Genomic DNA, 20,733 nt, shown 5'->3' on the forward strand with positions numbered 1-20,733 from the left:
GACTCTGCTATGACCCGGACCCCGCACAGCGGCAGTGAGCGCCGGCGGCGCATGCTTGCCTCCTCCTTCGTTTTCGCCGGCATGCCCGGGGAGCTTCTGGACGAGGTGGCGGCGGCCTGCCGCACCCGCTCCGTCGAGGCCGGGGCCTTCGTCTTTCACCTGGGCGATCCCGGCGACGCGCTCTTCGGGGTCATCTCCGGCAGCGTCAGGATCTGGATTCCCGGCACCCGGGGGCGCGAGCTGACCGTGACGCACATGGAGGAGGGCGACATTTTCGGCGAGATCGCGCTGCTCGACGGCTTGGACAGGACCGCCAACGCCAATGCCCTCACCGCGACGCAGCTCCTGGTGCTGGAGCGGCCGCTTTTCCTTGAGATCATGCGGCGCGAGCCGGACTTGAGCCTTCACGTGATCGAGTTGCTCTGCGAGAAGCTGCGAGGTGAGATCATTCGTTCCACCGAGGATATCTTCCTTGAGTTGAAGGTGCGGCTTGCCAAGCGGCTGCTCGCCCTGATGATGGGCTACGGCAAGCCGGAAGCGGGCAGCGGTGATCTGGTGCTGCGCATATCGCAGGAGGAGCTGGGCAACATGCTGGGGGTCTCGCGCGAGGCGGTGAACAAGCAGCTCAACCTCTGGGCGCGCCAGGACATCCTCTCGATCCGGCACGGCAAGATCACCCTGCACGACCAGGCCGCGCTGGAAAGCGCCGCCTCGCCGGAGGGCGACGACTAAAGGATCGCCGCGGCGCTGCGTTCCCTTGTCTGCGGCTCCATCCTTCTCCTGTCCTCTCCGGCGCAGCAGCGTCCGATGGCGTCCAGATGCCGGTGGTCGGTGCCACAGCAGCCGCCCAGGACCGTGATCTGCGGCTGAAGGGCTCGGACCGCGCGGTAGGAGGCGCCGAGCGCCAGCGCATCCCCATCGTCGAGGGTCTTGGCATCGTCCAGCTCCGCGTGGCTGAGCGCCGAGGCATTGGCGCGCAGACCCCTGATCCGGCGCACCCAATCCTCCTGGCATTCAATGGTGTTCCAGAAGTGCGTGGGATGGGCGCAGTTGATCATGAAGAAGGCCGGATACCCGTCCGTCCGGCGGTCAACGAAGGTGATTGCCTCCTTCAAGGTCTCGCCGGAGGGCAGGCGGCCGTCGGTCTCGACGGTGAAGGAAACCGCGACGGGAAGGCCGAGGTCCCGGGCGGCGAGGGCGATGCCGGCTGCTTCGGCGGCGTTCGTCATGGTGATGGCCGAGAGCATCTCGACGCCGGCTTCTGCGAGATGCCCGGCGAGGAAGGCGTGATAGTCGCGGGCCGCTTCGGGGGTGGTGCGTTCAGTGACCTGGTAGCCGTCGCCGCGCGGGCCCATCGCGCCGTTCAGGATCATCGGTTTCGATGCTTGGTAGAGGGTCCGAACCTCTTCGATTAGGCGGACCGAGGCCCGGATGGCGTCGGCGAGATCGGCCTCGCCGTAGCCGAGCTTCAGGCCCCAGTCCGGACTGGCGCGCCAGGTCGCGCTGTCCAGGATAAAGCCGAGGCCGCGCTCGTTCGCGATCTTCGCGTAGCGGGCGAAATAGTCGTGAAGCGCCTGCCGGCCGCGCGCGCTGCGCAGCAGGTCGAAGGCGCAGAGCTGCGGCAGATCCAAGCCCTCGTGAAAAATCATGCTGGTCTCCAGACCGCCGTCGGTGAGGTAAATCTCTTCATTGGAGGGGTCTTGCCAGAGGTCGTCTGCAGTCATCGGGTGTCTCCATGGTGTTTCGGCGACCGGCCATGTTTGTTCGCCGGCCGAGCGGGTCTCGAATTTCTGTCGGTCCGGCAAAGCTATGCGACCGGGGAAAGGCCGGTCTGTGAGCCGCTTCACAGAGATCGCCGATGGCGGCCCCTCCCGCCTGAGGAGGAGGGGCCGCCTGGGCCGTCAAAGTCCGGAAGCCGCGGGGCCGCCCGGCATCTTGACCTTGCGCAGGTAGGGCAGAACGGCGTCGTAGGAACCGAAGCGCGCACGGGCATCCTCGTCGGATACGCCGGTCACGACGATCACGTCTTCGCCCGAGGTCCACTGGGCGGGGGTGGCCACTTGGTGCTCCGCCGTCAACTGGATGGAATCGATGGCGCGCAGGATCTCGTCGAAGTTACGTCCGGTGGTCATGGGATAGGTGAGGATCAGTTTGATCTTCTTGTCCGGCCCGATGACGAAGACCGAGCGCACGGTCGCGTTGTCCGCCGCCGTGCGGCCCTCCGCGCTGTCCCCGGCGTCTGCGGGCAGCATGCCGTAGAGCTTCGCCACCGCCAGCGTCGGGTCCCCGATCAACGGGTAGTTGACGCTGTTGCCGGTCACCGCCCGGATGTCATCCTTCCACTTGTCGTGGTTCTCGACGGGGTCGACCGAAATACCGATGATCTTGCAGTTGCGGTCGGCGAACGCGCCGGCGAGCCCCGCCATGTAACCGAGTTCAGTGGTGCAGACGGGGGTGAAGTCCTTGGGGTGGCTGAAAAGCACGGCGTAGCCGCGCCCGATCCAGTCATGGAAACGGATGGTTCCCGCCGTGGTCTCGGCGGTGAAATCCGGCGCCGTGTCGTTTATGCGAAGTGTCATGGTGTCGCTTCCTTCTCAAGGTCGGGTCTCCCGGCCGGGCTGCTCGGCCCGGCCGCCCTCTCGCGTTTCGAGAGGCCGCAGAGAGAGCACAAGCGGCTCAGCCTTGTGTGTGAAGCAGTTCACAGAGGGGCGGGCCGCGGCATCACGAGTTCGTGAGGGCTGCGGGGAGGTCTCCCAAGTTCTCTCTTGCCATTGCCGGGGCTTGGGCGCACCAAGGATACATGCTGTCCCTGCAAGGTCTGACCACAAGAAACCTGAAGCCCGTCAGCCTCGAGGTGGCGGATGGCGAGTGCGTCTCCGTCCAGGGGCCCTCGGGAAGCGGCAAGAGCCTTCTGCTGAGGGCCATCGCCGACCTCGACCTCAATGAAGGGCAGGCCTTCCTCGATGGCCGGGAGCGCGCCTCCATGCCCGCGCCGGAATGGCGGCGACAGGTGGTCTATCTGGCGACGGACGCCGGCTGGTGGGCTTCCGGCGTGGAGGAGCACTTCAGCGACTGGGCCGCGATAGAAGACGGCGTGGCGGCGCTCGGCCTCGATCCGGAATGCCGCCGCTGGCCGGTCAGCCGCCTTTCGACCGGGGAGCGCCAGCGTCTGGCCCTGCTGCGCGCCCTGGCCCTCTCACCGCGGGTCCTGCTGCTGGACGAGCCGACCTCCGCCCTGGACGAGAAGGCGACGGCGGCGGTCGAAGCCCTGGTCGCCCGCTATCGCGACTCGGGCCTTTCCACGATCTGGGTATCGCACAGCCGCGAGCAGGCGCGGCGTGTCTCTCAGCGCTCCTATGAGCTCAGCCAGGGCGGTGTGGTGGCGCTATGACCGGCTATATCGAACTCCATATCCTCGATCTGGTGCTCGCGAGCCTGCTGATTCTGATCAACGGCGGCCTGTCCCTGTGGCTGCGTTTGAAGCTGGAGCGCTCCTTGGCGCTGGCAACTTTGCGGATGATCGTGCAGCTGACGGCCATCGGCTTCGTGCTGAAGGCGCTGTTCCTCACGGTTTCCCCCTGGCTGACCGGCGGGGCCGCGCTGGCCATGATCCTCTTTGCGGGCCGCGAGATCGCCGCGCGCCAGGAACGCAAGATGGTGGGCTGGTGGTCCTATGGCCTGGGCGTCAGTTGCATGGCCATGGCGGCCTTCGTGGTCACGATCTTCGCCCTCACCACGCAGCTTCAGGCCGACCCCTGGTACCATCCGCGCTTCGCGCTGCCGATCCTGGGCATGGTGCTTGGCAACACCATGACCTCCATTTCGCTGGGACTGGACCGCCTGACCTCCTCGGCGGGGCGCGAGCGCGCGGCCATCGAGGCGCAACTGGCCCTGGGCGCGACGCGGCAGGAGGCCATGCGCCCCTTCACGCGCGCGGCGCTCCGCTCCGCGTTGATGCCCACCATCAACGCCATGGCCGCGACGGGGCTTGTCTCCCTGCCGGGCATGATGACGGGCCAGATCCTCTCCGGCGTCGATCCGGTGGAGGCGACCAAGTATCAGATCCTGATCATGTTCCTGATTGCGGGCGGCACCGGGCTGGGCGCGGTGACGGCGGTCATGGCCGGGATGATGCGCCTGACCGACGAGCGGCACCGGCTGCGCCTGGACCGCCTGGAGGATTAGGTTCCTCTCAAAGAAGAAAAAAGGGGGCGCCTGGAAGGGCGCCCCCTCTTTGTTTGCGACTTGGCTCCGGTTGGCTTAGGGGAGGTCCAAGCAACCCAGGCCGATGTCGCGCCTCGTGTGGCTGCTGATCCGGGGCAGATGGTCCCGGGCCAGTTGTTTTCTGCGTCTTTCCCGTTCTGCGTCGAGGAGACCGTTGAAGCCGTCCCTCACGGTGAAGATCGCTGACTTCAGGCGCTCAACGCTGTCCAGACCCGAGAGGGAGCCTCCGAAGAAGTCGGGGGTCCAGCCTTGTGCGCTTGCTTGGCTGTTGGGGGCTCTATTCACTTGATCTCTCCGTTCCTTGAGGTTGATCGCCTGATGCTTCAGGCCGGGTTCCGGTTAGCGTTTGAACAGTCGCGCGATGAAACTTGCTAGACCGCGTTTCTGCCGGGGGGAGGCAAAACCAATCTGCGTAACCATCTTCATCTCCTGTCTTGGCTTGGGGGTTCCGGCCCCGTTTCCTGATGATTTGAAGATAGGCATTGCCGGTAAAGACTTCTGTGACGGCAATCACACAAGGATGATCTATTGTATTTTGTCGCAAGAGAGCGCTGCTGCGATGGGAGAGGGCAATGGTGCTGGGAACCGAGGAGATCTTCGACAATCTGCCGAAGGCCTCGCTGCTGAAGAGCCTGCCGCGTGAAGAGGCCGAGGCCCTGCTGGCGCTTGGCGTGAAGCGCCGTTACGAGCCCCAGGAGCTGGTCGTCTATCAGGGCGATTCGGGCAGCAGCATGATGGTGGTGCTGAGGGGCCGCCTGCGCGCGAGCCTTTTCGCGGACAGCGGCAAGGAGATTCTCCTCGCCTATATCCAAGCGGGCGACGTGGTGGGGGAGATGGCCGTTCTCGACGGCGGCCCGCGCTCCGCCTCGGTCACGGCGGAGGAGCCAAGCGACCTTCTGGTGATCGAACGCTCGAAGCTGACCCCCTTTCTCGCCCAGCATGGCGAGGTCGGGCTCTCGCTGATCGTCAATCTTTGCCGGCGCATGCGCAATGCGACGGAGATGCTGTCGGAGCACAGCAACCTCGGGGTGCCCCAGCGTCTGGCCCGCTCCATCCTGCGGCTCGCCGTGGAGATGAGCCCGCAGGGCAGTGAGATGCGGCTGCGCGAACTGAAGATCCGCCAGGCGGATCTGGGCAGCTACACCGGTCTGGCGCGTGAGAACGTCAATCGCCAGCTTCGCGAATGGGTCGAAGCCGGGCTGATCGAACTGGGCCGAGGGCGTCTGGTGATCAAGGACAGCAAGGCGTTGCAGCAGATAGCCGACAGCCTCTGACGGAACGCTGCCGGTTTCGCCTTGGACAGGAGCGCGCCTCTCCGGCGCCGGGAGCTGATTCGCGCTTTGCTCGTGATCCTTGGGGCTTTCAACCTTAAGGCCGCAGGCTTTACAATGGAACGCAACGGGGCTGTGAGGAGAGGGGAATCCGTTGATCCGCATCAGGAACTGCTTGGGCCTGTGGTTGCTCGCGTTTGCGCTCGCATTGGCCGTTTCGCTCTCCGCCGCCGCCCAGGAAGCAGGGTCCGATGAAACCGCGCTTACGGCGCAGAGTGTCGAGGGGCTGAGCGCCGAGGAGCGCTCGCAGCTCCTCTCCCGTCTCTCCGATGAAGAGGCGCGCGCCCTTCTGCTCGACTATCTGGAATCCCAATCGGCGGCGGCAGCCCAAGGACCCGGCGTCGTCGAGGAGCTGGAGAACCGGGCGGAGTTGTTCCGCGAGCGCTTCGCCGAATCGCTGAAGAGCGCAGCGCAACTGCTCGAGGTGCCGGGCTTCATGCTCCAGCGGCTAAGCGAAGGGCGGACGCCGTGGCACCCCCTGATCCTGCTGCTGCTCTTCGCTGTCATCTCGGCGGGCGGCTATCTGGCCGAGCGCCTCTTCCTGCGCTTCTTCGCCGGTTTGCGCCAAAGGCTGAGCGAGGCCGCCGCGGGCGGCGACGACCTATCGCTCTTCGGCTGCGCGCTGCTGCTGTTCTTCATTGAGCTTGCGGGCCTCCTGATCTTTGCCGGCACGGCGGTTGCGATCTTTCTGGTTTTCTATCAGGGCCATGAGGCGTCACGCCTGTTCTTGGCGGAGCTCCTGAAGGCGCTTTTGATGCTGAGAGTGGCCATGATCGCCTCGCGCGTGATCTTTGCGCCGAAGAACGGCCTGCCGTCCCTGCTGGGGTTGCCGGAAGCCGCAGGCCGCCCGCTTCACCGGCATTTCTCCACCGCCATGGGCTTGGGTGCGTTTGGATTCGCGCTCTGTGGCTTTGTCTATCAGGTAGGGTTTTCCGAGCCGCCCCACCGGCTTCTGGTCTTCCTGGTCGGGATTGTCATGGTCTCCGTCTTTCTGCGGGGCGTCTGGGTGGCGCGACGCCCGGTCGCAGAGTCCCTCGGAGCCCTGCCGGGGGCGGCGCAATCGGAACGCAGCCTCGCCTCGATCCTTGCCGGACTCTGGCATCTGCCCGTTTTCGCCTACATGCTCGCGATCTACGTGATATCCGTGGTCAACGGCTTCACCGGAGAGGTCTCCACGACAGCGCCGGGGATCAAATCGCTCTTCCTGCTGATCGGCCTGGTTCTGGCGGACCGGCTGTTGATCGCCACGATGGAACGGCTGCTTCCCACAGCCTCCGATCAGGGCGGGGCAAACGATGTCTTCAAGACCGCCAGCCACATCCTGGTCGCCGTCCTGGGCGTGGCGGGCCTGGCGCTGATCTGGGATGCGCCGCTCTTCACCCTGGAGAGCGGAGGGATCGGAGCCAGGTTGGCGCGCGCCTCTCTCGACGTGGTGTTGACCGTCTTCGTCGGCTTCCTGGTCTGGGGCCTGGTGAAGGCCGCCGTCGCCAGGCACCTGCCGGCGGCGGGCGAAGAGGCGGCCGCCGGGGGCGACGAGGGCGGTGCTTCCGGCGCCACGCGGTTGGACACCGTCCTGCCGCTGATGATGAAGCTGGCCCAGGTGACCATCGCCGCCATGGTCGTGATGGTGGCGCTCTCCGCGCTCGGCGTGAACATCGGGCCGCTTCTGGCGGGCGCCGGGGTGGTCGGGCTGGCGATCGGCTTTGGCGCGCAGACGCTGGTGCGCGATCTGGTCTCGGGCTTCTTCTTCCTGCTGGACGACGCCTTCCGCAAGGGCGAGTACGTCGATGTCGGCAGCGCCAAGGGGACGGTCGAGCGGATCAACATGCGCTCGCTGGTGCTGCGCCACCACATGGGGCCGCTCCATACCGTGCCCTTCGGGGAGATCCAGACGCTCTCAAACTACAGCCGCGACTGGGTGATCATGAAGCTGGAGTTCCGCGTCAGCTACGGCACCGACCCCAACAAGGTGAAGAAGATCTTCAAGCAGATCGGCGCCGAGCTTGCCGACGATCCGGAGTTGGGGCCCGACTTCCTGGAACCCTTCAAGAGCCAGGGCGTCAAGTCCATGGAGGACTCCGCCATGATCGTGCGCGGCAAGTTCATGGCCAAGCCGGGCAAGCAGTTCACCATCCGCAAGGAGATCTACAACCGCGTGCGCAAAGCCTTCGAGGAGAACGGGATCGAGTTCGCCCACCGCCGCGTCACGGTCGATCTGCCCGAAGACGTGAAGCTCTCGCCCGAACAGCAGGAGAGGGTCGCCGAGGCCGCCGGCGCCGCCGTGGCCGCGGAAGAGGAGCAGAAGCGAGAGAAGTAGGAGCGCGGCTCCTGCTTCTCCCTCGCTGTTCCCTTAGTCCTGCGTCGATCCGGCTTCGTCGCGGGCCATGTGCATGCGGCGCCTCACGACACCGCCGATCAGGATCGGCAGCACGAAGCCGATGATTGCGACGGACCAGAGCGCGATCGACAGCGGCGATTCGATCAGAACGCCGGAGTCGCCGTTGGCGATGGAGACCGCGCGGCGGAAGTTCACCTCCATCTCGTTGCCCAGCAGCGTTCCCAGGATCACCGGCACCAAGGGCACGTCCAGCTTGCGCAGGATCCAGCCGCCGACGCCGAAGGCCACCATGACCAGCAGGTCGAAGCTGGAACCGGAGATGCCGTAGATGCCGACGAAGGAGATCATCGCCACGATCGGCATCAGGATGCGCGGCGGCACCATCAGGACCCGCGTGAAGAGCCCGACCATGGGTATGTTCATGGCCAGTAGCATGAAGTTGCCGATGAAGAGGGCGGCGATCAGGCCCCAGACGAAATCGTGAGCGCCAGCAGAACCGCCAGCAGCACGGCCGTGGTGCCCGACCCCGGCACGCCCAGCGCCAGCATCGGCACGAGAGCGCCGCCGGCGGCTGCGTTGTTGCCGGCCTCGGGCGCGGCCACGCCGCGCGGGTCGCCCTTGCCGAAGGTGCCCTTGCGGTCGACCAGCCGCTTTTCCATGGAATAGGAGATGAAGGAACCGAGCGAGGCGCCCGCCCCCGGCAGAACACCCGCCAGGAATCCAAGGATGGTGGTGCGCCCCATGGTCGGAATGCAGGAGCGTATGAGGCTCCAGCTCGGCACGATGCGGCCGATCTCGACCTTCGGGCGGTTGGCGGCGTCGGCGTCGGTGCCCCGGTGCTCCAGGAAGACGAAAACTTCCGAGAGCGCGAAGAGTCCGACGATGGCGACCAGGAAGTCGATGCCATCATAGAGGTGCACCTCTCCGAAGGTGAAGCGGGGCACGCCGGTTTGGGTGTCGACGCCGACCATGGCGAGGCCTAGGCCAAGCGCGGCGGCAAAGGCGGATTTCGCCTGATTGGCGGCGGCGACGCCGCCCAGGGTCGCAAAGGCCAGGGTGAAGAGCGCGAAGTACTCGGCCGGGCCGAACAGCAGCGCCACCTTGACCAGCTGCGGGGCCAGGAGGACCAGGCCCCAGGTGGCGAAGAAGGCGCCGACGAAGGAGGCGACGCCGGAAAGCGCCAGGGCTTCGCCCGCGCGTCCCTGCTGCGCCATGGGATAGCCGTCCAGACAGGTCATCATGGCCGGTTCGTCGCCGGGAATGTTGAGCAGGATCGAGGAGATGCGCCCGCCATACATGGCGCCGTAGTAGACCGATGTCAGAAGAATGAGCGAGGGCGTCGCGCCGAGGCCCAGGGTGAAGGCCAGCGGGATCAGGATCGCCACGCCGTTCGATGGGCCAAGGCCCGGCAGCGCCCCCATGATCGTGCCGAGGAAGCAGCCGAGGAGCGCGAGCAGCAGGTTTTGCCAAGTCAGGGCGACGACAAAGCCGTCAGCCAGATTTCCGAGGAGTTCCATGGCGCGCGCCCCCTAAAAGCCGAAAGGTCCACGGGCGAGACTGAGCCCGAGGATCAAGCGGAAAACCACGTAGATGCCGAGCGAGGTGCCGACGCCGATGACGACGCTCCACAGCGGCTTTGACCCCAGGCGCCAGGTGAGATAGGCCGAAGCGACAGCCGTTGCGATGATGAAGCCCGCCTGTGGCAGCGCCATCGCATAGGCGATCATGACAAGGGCCGCCAGCGCGATCTCGGCCAGCCGGCCGGCGCTGGGCCAATGCGGCTGCGGATCGGGCTTCAGCAGGAAGTAGAGCGACGCGACGCCCATCAGGGTGGCGATGATGTAGGGAAACATCTTGGGGCCAACGGCGTCGGTCAGGAAGCTCTCTTCGATGACCGTGGCCTGCCAGGCGTAGAAAACCGCCAGGGTAAGCCCAATGACCCCAAAAATCCTGTCGCTCATGACCCTTCTCCCGGCCGTGGAGGCGCAGCGGTGGCGGGCCCCGACGGAAGAAGCCGGGGCCCGCCCAACCACAACGGATCCTGTGTTACTTCAGGATGCCGATTTCGCGCGACAGCGTCTGGATGCTGTCGACCGAGTTCGCCACGAACTCCTGGAACTCCGGACCATGCAGGTCGAGCGGCGCCAGGCCGTTCGACTTCATGACCGCCTTCCACTCGGGCGTGTCATAGAGCGTGTCGATCCGCTCCACCCAGTAGGCATAGGCCTCGTCGCTCATGTTGCCGGGAGCGTAGAAGCCGCGCCAGTTGGCGCCGATCGCGTCGATGCCCTGCTCGCGCGCGGTCGGGAAGCCGGAGAATTCACCCTCGAGCCGCTCGGGAGCGAGAAGGGCAATCACCTTGATGTCGCCGGACTCGACGAAGCCCTGGGCCTCGGAGAGGTCGCCGGTGAAGGCCTGGAGCGAGCCCGCAAGAAGCTGGGTCACCGCTTCGCCGCCGCCGGCAAAGGCGATGTACTTCACCTGACGGACGTCGTCGATGCCGGATTCCTTGGCGGCGATCAGCACCTTGAGGTGGTCCCAGCCGCCGACGGCCGAACCGCCGCCGATGGCGATGGAGGTGGGATCGGCCTTAATCCGGTCCATCAGCTGGGGCAGGGTGTCGATCTCGCTGTTGGCGGCCACCGCGATGACGCCGTAGTCGGCGCCGATGGAGCCGAGCCAGCGGACCTGATCCATGGTGTTGCCCGGATAGGCGTTCTGCGCCAGACGGGTCGCCGTGGCCGAAGAGGCCGCGACGATCAGGTCGTTGTCGTCGGCCCGCTTGTTCACCACCTCGGCGAAGGCGACACCGCCGCCGCCGCCCGACAGGTTGACCACCTGCATGGTGGAGGGGATGAGACCGAGATCCTGGAGCGACTTGCCCACCTGACGGCAGGTGAAGTCCCATCCGCCGCCCGGGTTCGCCGGGGCGATGCACTCAGGATTCTCTGGTTCGAAGCTAAGAGCGCTGTTGCCGAACGGCACAGCCATCAGGACGGCGACGGCAAGGCCGCGTCCGATCAGATCGTATCGCATTGAGGTTCCTCCCTATGTTCTGCGGCCAGCGGTTTTTCCCGCTAGGCTCGTTTGCGATCCTAGGGATGTTTTTTCGATGCTTAAAGGGTTTGTGTTGAGGAGCCCGCTGGGGCGACCGCGCCTGAGCGGACAGCCCGCGGCGGGTCAGCCGACCCTGGTCAGGCCAGCGCCGGGCTCCAGGTTCCTACTGGCCTGCCAATCCGTCAGCCAATCCCTGAAGGCCGGCACGGCCAGGGGCTTGGCGAAAAGGTAACCCTGGGCTTCGTCGCAGCCCTGCTGATGCAGGAACTGTAGGGTCTCGACCGTTTCCACGCCTTCGGCGACCACGCGGTAGCCCAGCCCCTTACCGATGGAGACGATGCGGTCGATCAAAAAGCGGTTGCCCTCGTCGTCGAGGCCGCGCACGAAGCTCTGGTCGATCTTGAGCACACCGGCGTTCAGCTTGGTCAGGTAGCTGAGGTTGCTGTAGCCGCTGCCGAAGTCGTCGATCGCCACGTCGATGCCCGCCGCGCGCACCTTGGCGATCTCGGCCTGCACCAGTTGCCCATGTTCCAGGAAGGCGCTCTCCGTCATTTCGATCTCCAGGCGCCGAGGCGGCACCCCCGCACGATCCAACAGGGCGAAGAGACGCTGGGCGAAGCCGGGGTCTGCAAGATTGCGCGTCGAGACGTTGACTGAAACCTTCAGGTCCAAGCCCGCTTCAGACCAGAGGCGGAGCTGCTCGATGGCGGAGGCCAGCACCCAGTTGGTCAGGGGCTCGATCAAGGCGGTGGTCTCGGCGAGCGGGATGAACTCGCCGGGAGATATCCAACCCAGTTCCGGATGGGTCCAGCGCAGCAGCGCCTCGGCGGAGCTGCAGCGCATGGTCTTGAGGTCGATGCGCGGCTGGTAGTGGAGTTCCAGGCCCTCTCCTTCGATGGCCGGGGCCAGATCGGTCAGCAGGCGAAAGGCGCGCTGGTGGGCGGCGTCGCTCTTGTGATCGTACCAGGCCCAACCCGCCAGCCTGCCGCGGCTGTCCTGCGCCGCCGTCAGCGCGCCGCGCAGCGATTCCGCGGGGTCGCGCTCCGGGTCGTCGAGGGCGATCAGGCCGATCCCCACTTGCGCTTTAAGCGGGATGTCGTCCACCAGGATGGGCTCTGCGAAGGCCCGCTTCAGGGCTGTCACCACCTTGGGCTCGGCGGCGCTCTCAGCTTCTTCCTCAAGCCGGAGCAGAAAAGCAAAGGAGAGCACGCTGACGTGAAAGACCGGGCCCGTTATCAGGGGAACCTGCGAGAAACGCTCGGCGCCAGCCCGGATGAAATCTTCGGCAAATCCCTGCCCAAGCGCCCGCAGCAGCCGGTTGAAGTGGGTTGCCTCCGCCAGCGTCACCAGGATCAGGCAACGAGGAGACTCACCGCTCTTCAAGGATTCTCCGCTCACATGGCGAATGCATTCGACCCGGGCGGGCAAGCCGGTCACGTGATCGTGTCGTCTGCGGTCTTCTTTGGCCATGGAGGGTCTTGGGCTCCCTGTAGTAGCGTCGGTTTCTAGGACCTATTTTAGGGCGAAAACTCTCTCAAACTTTCCTTAATTGCCCCTTAATCGGAAAGGCGGGACATGGGCAAGCGGGTCGTGATCGGTTTCATGCTGGCGCTCGCCCTCCTGCTTGGGGCCTCCGCCTATGCCATCGGGCTGGTCGGGTTCGACCGGCAGCGGGGTTATTTCTCGCCGGTTTGGGATGCGCAAGGCGAAGCGATCTACCTGCTGGAACGCCAGACCCGGGGGTTCGTCTGGGGCCTGGGATGGGAGTTCTTTTCCCCGCCCGCCCACGTGCGGATCGTCTCCGACCAGATTGCGCTTCTGCGCCATGATCCCGAAAGCGGAGACACGGAACGGCTTGCGGTCTGGGAGGAAACGCCGCTGATCGGCAAAAGCCTGCGTTTCTACCGGGGCCGGATCTTCAGCTACCTCTTGTCGGCTGCGCGCCCGAGCGAAGAGGGGGTGGAGTTCGCCGCGCGCTTGAGCATCCCCCGCGTACCCTCCTCGGAGATCTGGTCGCTTTCGGCCAGCTGGCCCTTCGGCCCGGAGGGTAAGCCGGACTGGCGTCAGGGCAACCGCGGCCTCAGGGGCACGCCGGAGGAGGTCCTCATGGGCGGGCGCGAGGTCATCACCCTGCCGGGTCCAGAGGGTTACGGCGCGGCCGTCCTGCTTCTGGAGGCTGACGGTGCGCGGCGCGTCCTGCTGCGGACGGAGGCCTTCGATGCCTGGTACGGCGAGGGCATCCCGGACGCCCTGGTGGCTGAACGGTCCGACCGCGAGCGCATCGAGCGGCAGCGGATGCTGCGGGCGGAGCGCGCCGCCCTTATCGAGCGCTTTCTGGCGGAGGGACTGTCAGAAGGGGCCGCAAAGCTGCGCGCCACCGATGAGATGCAGGCTCAGGGCCTGCTGCCGAAAGGCCGGCGCATCGTCGCAGAGGAGATCGAGGCGGCCCCGGAGGACATGCCGGTCTTCGAGATACCGCCGCGCTATCTGGAGGTGGGACTCTTCACCGATCTGGCGGAAGCCGTCGCGGAACCCGGCAAGGAGGTCGACTCCAGCACCGGCAGCTACCTGCGCTACGCGGACGACGACCTAGGGCCGCGCTTGAAGGCGCATCGGGAGGCCGGCAACCGGCGCTTCGTGATCTCCATCGAGGGGAAGCTCTATCGGATCGAGACCCTGGGGCCCTAGTCGCTTGCGCTTTCGCGCCACCGGTTGCGGCCTTCCTTCTTGGCTCTGTAGAGGCCTTCGTCGGCCCTGCTCAGCAAGCCTTCCAGGTCCTGGGCCGTGTCAGGGAACTCGGCGATCCCGATGCTGGCGCTGACGGGTAGACGGACCTCTCCGATGAGGAAGGGTTCGCTCAGCACCTCGATCAGGGTCTGGGCCACCAGACCGGCCCGACTCTTGCCTGTCGAGGGCAGGAGGACCACGAACTCATCTCCGCCGAAGCGCGCGATCAGGTCTGATGCCCTGAGGCGCGCCCGCATTCTCCCGGCGACCGCCGCCAGCAGCGCGTCCCCGGTCGAATGACCGTGGCCGTCGTTGATCGCCTTGAAACGGTCGATGTCGATGTAGAGCAGGGAACAAGGCGCGCCGTTGCGCTGAGCCGTTGCCAGGACGTGGCCCCCCTGTTCGGCGAAGAGGCGGCGGTTGGCAAGGCCCGTTAACTCGTCGTGCAAGGCCATGTGGCGCATCTGCTGTTCCAGCGCCTTGATCTCCGTCACGTCGATCTGGACGCTGGCGAAGCCGCCGTCGGAGGTGCGCCGGTCGGTGGTGCGTATCCAACGCCCGTCCTTGAGCTCCACCACGAAGGAGCCCTCCAGCCGCTCCCGGTACTGCGCCTTGTGCTGCAGGTAGTCGTCCTTATCCTCGAACTGCTTGCCGATGGAGACGTTGCCGCGCTCCACGTCGATCCGGCCCAGTTCGGAGAAGTGCACGCCGGGCCGGGCCTCCTGCTCGGAATAGCCGTAGAGCTGCCGGAAGTTTTCGTTGCAGGCGATCAGCCTGCCGTCGCTGTCGTAGATGACAATGGCCTCGGCCAAGGTGTCGAGCGCTTGCAGGAGCGGTTCCTGGGCATGAAGCCGCGCAAGCTGCTGGCGCAGCCTCTCGTTCTCGGCCTCGCTCGCCTTCAAAGCGTCGCGCAGGTCCTGACCCGGCGCCGAGTCCCGGGCGCCGTCAGATGCCGAAAGCCCGCCCGAGCGCGCCGCCGTCGCCTCCAGGCCACCGCCATCAGAAATCTTACGATGATCCGACAATCCCCTCTCCCGGACAAAGCCGCCGCCCTGATTGGGCAAGAGGAGCTTAAATCAAACCGGGTATATATGAAATAACGCAACGATAGAGAGAGTGCTCGCTGCCGGCGGCGGAAAGGGGGGTCAGGCGTTTTCCCGCTGCAGCGCGCCGTAGGCGGCCTTGGGCCAGCGGCGGTGCAGCCAGAACCAGTTGCCGGGGTTCTCGCGCACGAAACCGCTTAGCTTGTCGTTGATCTGGCGCGTGATCTGCTGGATCTGTTCGGCGCGCGGCGCCTCGCGGTCGGGCAAGATCGGATCGGTCACGGTTATCTTGAAGCGGGCGTCCTCAAGGCGTTCCAGGTTCAGAACGAAGACCGGGCAATCGAGCCGCAAGGCGAGCTGCGCCGGGGCCTGGGTGGTTTCGGCGGCATGTCCCATGAAGTCGATCATCAGACCGCCGGTCAGCTTCTGATCGACCAGGATGCCCACGCAGCCGCCCCGGCGGATCACCTTCGTGATCTCGGGCAGCAGCCGCCTGTCCTTCTTGGCGATGCGCACGCCGCCGGAGCCGCCCCGCATCCGCTCGAGGCTGTCGGAGACATGCTTGTTGTTGGGTGTCCGGATCACCCCGAGGAAGGGGTCGAAGAGGCGCGAGCCCGCGACGTTCAAGATCTCGAAGTTCGCGAAATGGCCCGAGACGAGCAGCGCGCCTTTGCCGCCCGCCGTGGCCTCAGTAATTTTCTCCACGCCCTCGAAGAGGATGCGCCTGTTCTCGGGCTTCGATATGGCCGTCAGGTGCGGATACTCCGCCGCCGTGCGGCCCAGTTCTTCCCAGACCTGGAGCAGAATCCGGCCGCGCCCGGCGGCGTCCAGATCGGGCAAGGCCAGTTTCAGGTTACGCTCGACGCGCTTGGAAGCACCCATGTGAGGGCCGATCCGCCGCGCCAAGGACCCGCCGATGCGCGAGGCCCGGTCTACCGGCAGCAGACGCATCAAGCCCATCCACAAACCGAAGGCCAAGGCCTCGGCGGGATACTTGAAATAGCGCGCGAAGGGCCGCTTGCGGCGCAACCTGGAGTCCGACGCTGCGGCAGGGGGCGTGGTTTCAGACATGGGCGCGCAAAATCGGCGTTTTCTGAGCGATAAGCAAATGAAAACTTGGGCAGGTCAGAGCGCTCAGGTCCGCGAACGCGAAGAGTTTCTCCCTGGTGGGCTTGAAGTCCCTGAGGGCGACCACCGCAGGCCGGTGCCTTATATCTTCCCAGCCAGCCATGTTAATTTCCGTCCATCGATACATATTAACTACTTGGGAGCGCCGTCGCCGCGGCCAAGCAAGAGTTGCGCGCCGGCTGTCTGGGAGAAAGGATCGTATGTCATGAGCAATGCAGAAGCGCCAAGCGGATCCAGCGGCAGAACCCCCAAAGCCAAGGCCGCTGAACCCGAGACTCTTGAGATGCAGACGAGCGAGCCGCCGCCGGCCCACCTGCCCGCGCAGCTCGCGGAGCGACCGGCGAAGTCAGGCGCCGGCCGTCAAAGCCTCGCCTGGTTCACCTTCAGCCTGGAGCGCAACATCGAGAGGATGCTTTGGTTCATCCTGCTCCTGCTGGCCGCGGCGGTGTGAACCCGCGCCCGGGTCAGCTGTCTTCGTAGCGGAAGCCTATCTTCACGACCACCTGGTAGTGCGCCACCTTCTGATCGTCGAGGTGGCCGCGTATCTCCTTCACCTCGAACCAGTCGAGATTCTTCAGCTTGCGCGCGGCTGTCGTGACGGCGCCGTTGATGGCGTCTTCGATGGAGGTCTTGGAGGTGCCGACCACTTCGGACACGGAATAGACGTTGTCTGCCATGATGCTTTCTCCCTTTTCCGTCCAGTTCGTCGTCAGGATGGGCGGGAAGCTTAAAGCCTATAGCTGCTTGAGTCATATCTCGCTTGAGCGCCGCGCCGCGGTAGCCCGTGCCTTGGCCAAATGAAAAGCGCCCCGCCGGAGGCCGTCCGGCGGGGCGCTTTCAGTTGCTTGACGGCTTGACCGTCAGGCCTTTAGGCGAAGGACCAACGCTCCATCCAGCGCTCGCCGTCGACGTCCTGGTTAGAGGCGAGATCACCTGTGTTCACCTCGTCCAAAGTGGCGAAGACGTAGTTGGCGAACATGGGAATGACGGCGCCGCCGTCCTGGTTCACGATCTCTTGCATCTCGAAGTACATCTCCCGGCGCCGCTCCTCAACGAGCTCGGCGCGGGCCATCACGAGCAACTCATCGAAGCGCTCGTTCGACCAGAAGGTGTCGTTCCAGGCCACGCCGGACTGATAGGCGGTGCTGAACATCTGATCCTCGACGGGACGGCCGCTCCAGTAAACCGCGGAGAAAGGCTTCACCATCCAGACGTCGGACCAGTAGCCGTCGTTGGGCTCGCGCACCACCTCGATGTCGATCCCGGCCTTCATGGCGGAGTTCTGATAGAGCACCGCTGCGTCGACCGCGCCGCCGAAGGCGGCATCGGAGGCCGAGAGCTTCACCTTGAGAGAATCCATGCCGGCTTCCTTCAGGTAGAACTTGGCCTTGTCCGGATCGTAGGAGGTCTGCGCCATCTGGTCGTTGTAGAAGCGCTGGCCCGGGCCGATCGGGTGGTCGTTGCCGACCGAGCCGTAACCGAACAGGATCTTCTCGACCATCTCCTCGCGGTTGATGGCGTACTTCAGCGCGCGGCGCACGTTCACGTCGGTGTAGGGGTCCTGGTTGCAGGACATGGCGAAGGTGAAGTGCTGCGTGCCCGCGACCGAGTTGATGTTGATGCCCGGGCGGCGGCCCAAGAGGCCGACGGTCTTCAGGTCCAGGCGGTCGATGGCGTGCACCTCGCCGGAAACCAGCGCCGTGGTGCGCGCGTTCAGGTCGACCAGCGAGAGCATGGTGACGTCATCGAAGAAGCCACGGTCCGGATCCCAGTGGTTCTCGTTGCGCGTGAAGGCCGCGCTGATGCCGGGCTTGAACTCATCCAGCTTGTAGACGCCTGTGCCGTTGCCCGCCTTCCAGTCGAGCTTGCCGTCCTTGGCCGGGCCGATCGGCAGGTGGTAGTCGGTCAGGATGTAGGGGAAGTCGGCGTTTCCGGCTTCCAGCTCGAAGACGACCTTGGTCGGACCGTCCGAGCGGATGTTCTGGATCGGCTTCACGATCGGGCCCGCCGCGGAGGTGGAATCCGCGCCGCGGTGGTGGTTGATCGAAACGATCACGTCTTCGACGGTCAGCGGGCGGCCATCGTGGAACGTGACGCCCTGGCGAATGTTGAAGGTCCAGACCGAGGCATCGTCCGAAGCTTCCCAGCTTTCCGCAAGATCGGGCTGCACGGAGCCGTCAACGCCGACCATGGTCAGGTAGCTGTAGATGCCATGGAGCAACGGCGTGGTGAAGCCGTTCTCTGAGGTGCCGGGGTCGAGCGTGTCGGTGGTCTGGCCGTGTGCCTTGCCGATCCGGAAGGAGCCACCCTTCTTCGGCATCTGGGCCATGGCGTTACCGGCGGTGAAGGTGGAGGCGGCGCCAAGCGCGCCAACGGCGGCGGCGCCCGCCAGGAAACTGCGGCGGTCGATCTTCCGCGCCATGTAGAGTTGCTTGATTTCATTGTAGGTCATTTCTTGACGCTCCCTGTTTTCTTTAATGGCGCATCTTTGCGCCGGTTTGGTCTGCGGTCAAACTATTGAAGGGGTTTCCCGGTATTTTCATGCAACCGGTCCCTCTACCCGTCCGGAATCAGAAGGTCTCGGTATTGCCATCGACGCTGATCGCCTGACCGGAGATCAGCTTGGCGCGGTCCGAGCAGAGGAAGAGCACGCTGTCGGCGACATCATCGGCGCTGACCCAGCGTTTCAGGCTTGATCCGGCGGTATAGGCGGCCCGGATCTCCGCTTCTCTCACGCCTTTCTCTGCCGCCTCGGCGGCCACCACCCGGTCCATGCGCTCCCCCTCGACGGCGCCCGGACAGATGGCATTCACGCGAACCCCGTCGGGGCCCGCTTCCTGCGCGGCGGTCTTGGTCAGGCCGATCACCGCCCACTTGGCCGCGCAGTAGGGCGAGCGGTAGGGGTATCCGAACAGCCCGGCGGTAGAGGAGAAGTTGACCACCGCGCCCCCGCCCGACGCGCGCAGCAAGGGCAGAGCCCGCCGCAGGCAGAGGTAGCTGCCGGTCAGGTTGATCTCGATGCAGTGACGCCAGCGCGCCGGGTCGCTCTCTTCGATGCTGGCGGTCTGGCCTGCGATGCCCGCCCCGTTGATCAGGATGTCGAGGCCGCCGAGGTCCCGCGCCACGCCGTCGAAAAGGACATCCACCTCGCTTTCGTTCGAAACATCGCAGCGATAGCCCAGAACGGCCTCCGGCAAGGCGGCCAGGTCCGCCTCCGCGACATCCGCAACGGCGAGCCTGGCGCCCTCCGCCAGAAAGCGCTGCACCAGGTGGAGGCCGATCCCAGCGGCTCCCGCCGTGATCAAGACGCGCTTGCCCTCGAACTCCTTCATCGGCCGCCCCCTATTCGCCGCGTGGGAAGCGCTGGTTCTCTTCCACCACGTTGAGGTCCATGTGGTTGCGCATGAAGCGCTCGCTCGCGTCTTCGATCGGCTGATGGTCCCAGGCGTTGTAGGCGCCCTGGGTCAGGGCTTCGTAGACCACCCAGCGGCGCGCCTGGCTGGCGCGGACCTCGGCGTCGAAGCGCGTCAGGTCCCAGCGGGCGTCGGCCTCGGCGCGCAGGTCGGCGAGGGCCTGCGCCGCCGCCGGGTCCTCTGCCCGGTTGGTCAGCTCGCGCGGGTCGTCCTCCAGATTGAAGAGCTGGTCGGGGTCGAGGCTGCAGCGGTTGTACTTCCAGGGGCCCTTGCGCAGCGAGACCAGCGGAGCGTAGGAGGCCTCGGCCGCATACTCCATGGCCAGCGTCGTCCGGCGCGCAGCGCCCCTGGCCAGCGGCAGCAGGCTTTCGCCTTCGACCCAGGGATCCACCTCCTCCGCCGCGATCCCCGCCAGATCGCAGAGCGTGGGCGCGACGTCGATCAGGGACGCGGGCGTCTCCACCAGGCCCGGCTCAAGTCCGGGGGCGGAGATCATCATGGGCACGCGCGCCGAGCCCTCGTAGAAGCACATCTTGAACCAGAGCCCGCGCTCTCCCAGCATGTCGCCGTGGTCGGCGGTGAACAGGATCGCGGCCTCCTGCCGGGTGCGCTCCAGCGTGTCCAGCAGGTCCCCCACCATCTCGTCCAGGTAGCTGAGGTTGGCGAAGTAGGCGCGGCGGGAGCGGCGCACGTCCTCTTCCCTGATGTCGAAGTTGCGCCAGTCGTTGGCGTCGAAGATGCGCTGCGCGTGCGGGTCTTGCTGGTCATAGGGAATGGGCGGGGTCTCGGGCTCCAGGTGATCGCAGTCTTCATAGAGATCCCAGAAGCGCCGCCGCGCGACATAGGGATCGTGCGGGTGGGTGAAGCTGACCGTCAGGCACCAGGGACGCTCGTCCTTGCCCCGCGCCAGATCGTAGAGCTTGCGCTTGGCCTGATAGGCGACCTCGTCGTCGAACTCCATCTGGTTGGAGATCTCGGCGATGCCCGAGCCGGTGACCGACCCCATGTTGTGGTACCACCAGTCGATGCGCTCGCCGGGCTTGCGATAATCGGGCGTCCAGCCGAAGTCGGCGGGGTAGATGTCCGTGGTGAGCCGTTCTTCGAAGCCGTGGAGCTGATCCGGGCCGACGAAGTGCATCTTGCCCGACAGGGCGGTTTGATACCCGGCCCGACGCAGATGATGCGCGAAGGTCGGCATGTCGGCGGGAAAGTTGGCGGCGTTGTCGTAGATGCCCGTGCGCGACGGCAGGCAGCCGGTCATGAAGGAGCCGCGCGCCGGCGTGCAGAGCGGGGAGGCGGTGTAGGCGTTCTTGAAGCGCAGGGAGTTCCCCGCCAGGCGGCGCAGGTTCGGCAGGTGCAGCCAGTCGGCCGGCCCGTCGGGAAAGAGCGTGCCGGTGGCCTGATCGAACATGATGACGAGGATGTTGGGTTGCGCCATGAAAAGGGGTCTCCCGCGCGTCGGTGAGGGTCTC

The 20,733-nt window shown here is 65.7% G+C and carries 18 protein-coding genes and 1 pseudogene; 7 read left to right on the forward strand and 12 right to left on the reverse strand.

What is annotated here, in order from left to right; genetic code table 11:
• Nucleotides 1-9 precede the first annotated feature (9 nt).
• On the forward strand, nucleotides 10-732 hold the full coding sequence (locus P8X75_03985; GenBank protein MEJ1994361.1) for a Crp/Fnr family transcriptional regulator: 723 nt from the start codon (nucleotides 10-12) through the stop codon (nucleotides 730-732).
• On the opposite strand, the gene P8X75_03990 is transcribed toward P8X75_03985, so the two are convergent.
• Both P8X75_03990 and P8X75_03995 read right to left on the reverse strand, forming a co-directional pair.
• Entirely contained in the window at nucleotides 729-1,724 is a 996-nt protein-coding gene (locus P8X75_03990) for a homocysteine S-methyltransferase family protein (GenBank protein MEJ1994362.1), read from the reverse strand. The two genes, P8X75_03985 and P8X75_03990, sit on opposite strands and share 4 nt — an antisense overlap.
• A 177-nt stretch (nucleotides 1,725-1,901) precedes the next feature.
• Entirely contained in the window at nucleotides 1,902-2,579 is a 678-nt protein-coding gene (locus P8X75_03995) for a peroxiredoxin (GenBank protein ID MEJ1994363.1), read from the reverse strand.
• A gap of 221 nt (nucleotides 2,580-2,800) precedes the next feature.
• On the opposite strand from P8X75_03995, the gene P8X75_04000 reads away from it, so the two are divergent.
• The 4 genes from P8X75_04000 (at nucleotide 2,801) to P8X75_04015 (ending at nucleotide 7,872) form a co-directional block, all read left to right on the forward strand.
• A complete protein-coding gene (locus tag P8X75_04000; protein ID MEJ1994364.1) occupies nucleotides 2,801-3,391 on the forward strand; it encodes an ATP-binding cassette domain-containing protein in 591 nt (196 codons plus the stop codon).
• A complete protein-coding gene (fetB, locus tag P8X75_04005; protein ID MEJ1994365.1) occupies nucleotides 3,388-4,185 on the forward strand; it encodes an iron export ABC transporter permease subunit FetB in 798 nt (265 codons plus the stop codon). The genes P8X75_04000 and fetB overlap by 4 nt, the downstream gene beginning before the upstream one ends.
• A gap of 611 nt (nucleotides 4,186-4,796) precedes the next feature.
• On the forward strand, nucleotides 4,797-5,498 hold the full coding sequence (locus P8X75_04010; protein MEJ1994366.1) for a Crp/Fnr family transcriptional regulator: 702 nt from the start codon (nucleotides 4,797-4,799) through the stop codon (nucleotides 5,496-5,498).
• A gap of 151 nt (nucleotides 5,499-5,649) precedes the next feature.
• A complete protein-coding gene (locus tag P8X75_04015) occupies nucleotides 5,650-7,872 on the forward strand; it encodes a mechanosensitive ion channel family protein (GenBank protein MEJ1994367.1) in 2,223 nt (740 codons plus the stop codon).
• 33 nt (nucleotides 7,873-7,905) lie between these two features.
• Here the strand turns inward: P8X75_04015 and P8X75_04020 are convergent.
• The 4 genes and pseudogenes from P8X75_04020 to P8X75_04035 form a co-directional block, all read right to left on the reverse strand.
• A pseudogene (locus P8X75_04020) lies at nucleotides 7,906-9,410 on the reverse strand (tripartite tricarboxylate transporter permease).
• Nucleotides 9,411-9,422: 12 nt separating this feature from the next.
• Nucleotides 9,423-9,854 (reverse strand): tripartite tricarboxylate transporter TctB family protein, encoded by a 432-nt coding sequence (locus P8X75_04025; protein ID MEJ1994368.1) that lies wholly within the window; start codon nucleotides 9,852-9,854, stop codon nucleotides 9,423-9,425.
• A gap of 85 nt (nucleotides 9,855-9,939) precedes the next feature.
• The gene (locus P8X75_04030; GenBank protein ID MEJ1994369.1) at nucleotides 9,940-10,929 is read right to left on the reverse strand and encodes a tripartite tricarboxylate transporter substrate-binding protein; all 990 of its coding nucleotides are present in this window, start codon (nucleotides 10,927-10,929) and stop codon (nucleotides 9,940-9,942) included.
• Between the two features lie 144 nt (nucleotides 10,930-11,073).
• Entirely contained in the window at nucleotides 11,074-12,420 is a 1,347-nt protein-coding gene (locus P8X75_04035) for an EAL domain-containing protein (protein MEJ1994370.1), read from the reverse strand.
• 105 nt (nucleotides 12,421-12,525) lie between these two features.
• On the opposite strand from P8X75_04035, the gene P8X75_04040 reads away from it, so the two are divergent.
• Entirely contained in the window at nucleotides 12,526-13,638 is a 1,113-nt protein-coding gene (locus tag P8X75_04040; GenBank protein MEJ1994371.1) for a hypothetical protein, read from the forward strand.
• Here the strand turns inward: P8X75_04040 and P8X75_04045 are convergent.
• Both P8X75_04045 and P8X75_04050 read right to left on the reverse strand, forming a co-directional pair.
• Nucleotides 13,635-14,702: a diguanylate cyclase gene (locus P8X75_04045; GenBank protein MEJ1994372.1), complete on the reverse strand. Its 1,068-nt coding sequence runs from the start codon at nucleotides 14,700-14,702 to the stop codon at nucleotides 13,635-13,637. The genes P8X75_04040 and P8X75_04045 overlap by 4 nt on opposite strands.
• 120 nt (nucleotides 14,703-14,822) lie before the next feature.
• Entirely contained in the window at nucleotides 14,823-15,791 is a 969-nt protein-coding gene (locus tag P8X75_04050; protein MEJ1994373.1) for a lysophospholipid acyltransferase family protein, read from the reverse strand.
• Between the two features lie 262 nt (nucleotides 15,792-16,053).
• Here P8X75_04050 and P8X75_04055 point away from each other — a divergent pair, with 262 nt between their 5' ends.
• Complete coding sequence (locus tag P8X75_04055) at nucleotides 16,054-16,299, forward strand: hypothetical protein (protein ID MEJ1994374.1); 246 nt, start codon at nucleotides 16,054-16,056, stop codon at nucleotides 16,297-16,299.
• Nucleotides 16,300-16,312: 13 nt separating this feature from the next.
• Here the strand turns inward: P8X75_04055 and P8X75_04060 are convergent, their stop codons facing one another.
• The 4 genes from P8X75_04060 to betC form a co-directional block, all read right to left on the reverse strand.
• Nucleotides 16,313-16,525 carry a dodecin family protein gene (locus tag P8X75_04060; GenBank protein ID MEJ1994375.1) on the reverse strand — a complete coding sequence of 71 codons (213 nt, stop codon included), beginning with the start codon at nucleotides 16,523-16,525 and terminating at the stop codon, nucleotides 16,313-16,315.
• Between the two features lie 191 nt (nucleotides 16,526-16,716).
• Nucleotides 16,717-18,300, reverse strand: coding sequence for an ABC transporter substrate-binding protein (locus P8X75_04065; GenBank protein ID MEJ1994376.1), 1,584 nt, complete (start codon nucleotides 18,298-18,300; stop codon nucleotides 16,717-16,719).
• A gap of 118 nt (nucleotides 18,301-18,418) precedes the next feature.
• The gene (locus P8X75_04070; protein MEJ1994377.1) at nucleotides 18,419-19,180 is read right to left on the reverse strand and encodes an SDR family oxidoreductase; all 762 of its coding nucleotides are present in this window, start codon (nucleotides 19,178-19,180) and stop codon (nucleotides 18,419-18,421) included.
• 10 nt (nucleotides 19,181-19,190) lie between these two features.
• Nucleotides 19,191-20,699, reverse strand: coding sequence for a choline-sulfatase (gene betC, locus P8X75_04075; protein ID MEJ1994378.1), 1,509 nt, complete (start codon nucleotides 20,697-20,699; stop codon nucleotides 19,191-19,193).
• Nucleotides 20,700-20,733: the final 34 nt, after the last annotated feature.

It is taken from the genome of Limibacillus sp., from assembly GCA_037379885.1.
In the GTDB taxonomy this organism is placed as follows: domain Bacteria; phylum Pseudomonadota; class Alphaproteobacteria; order Kiloniellales; family CECT-8803; genus JARRJC01.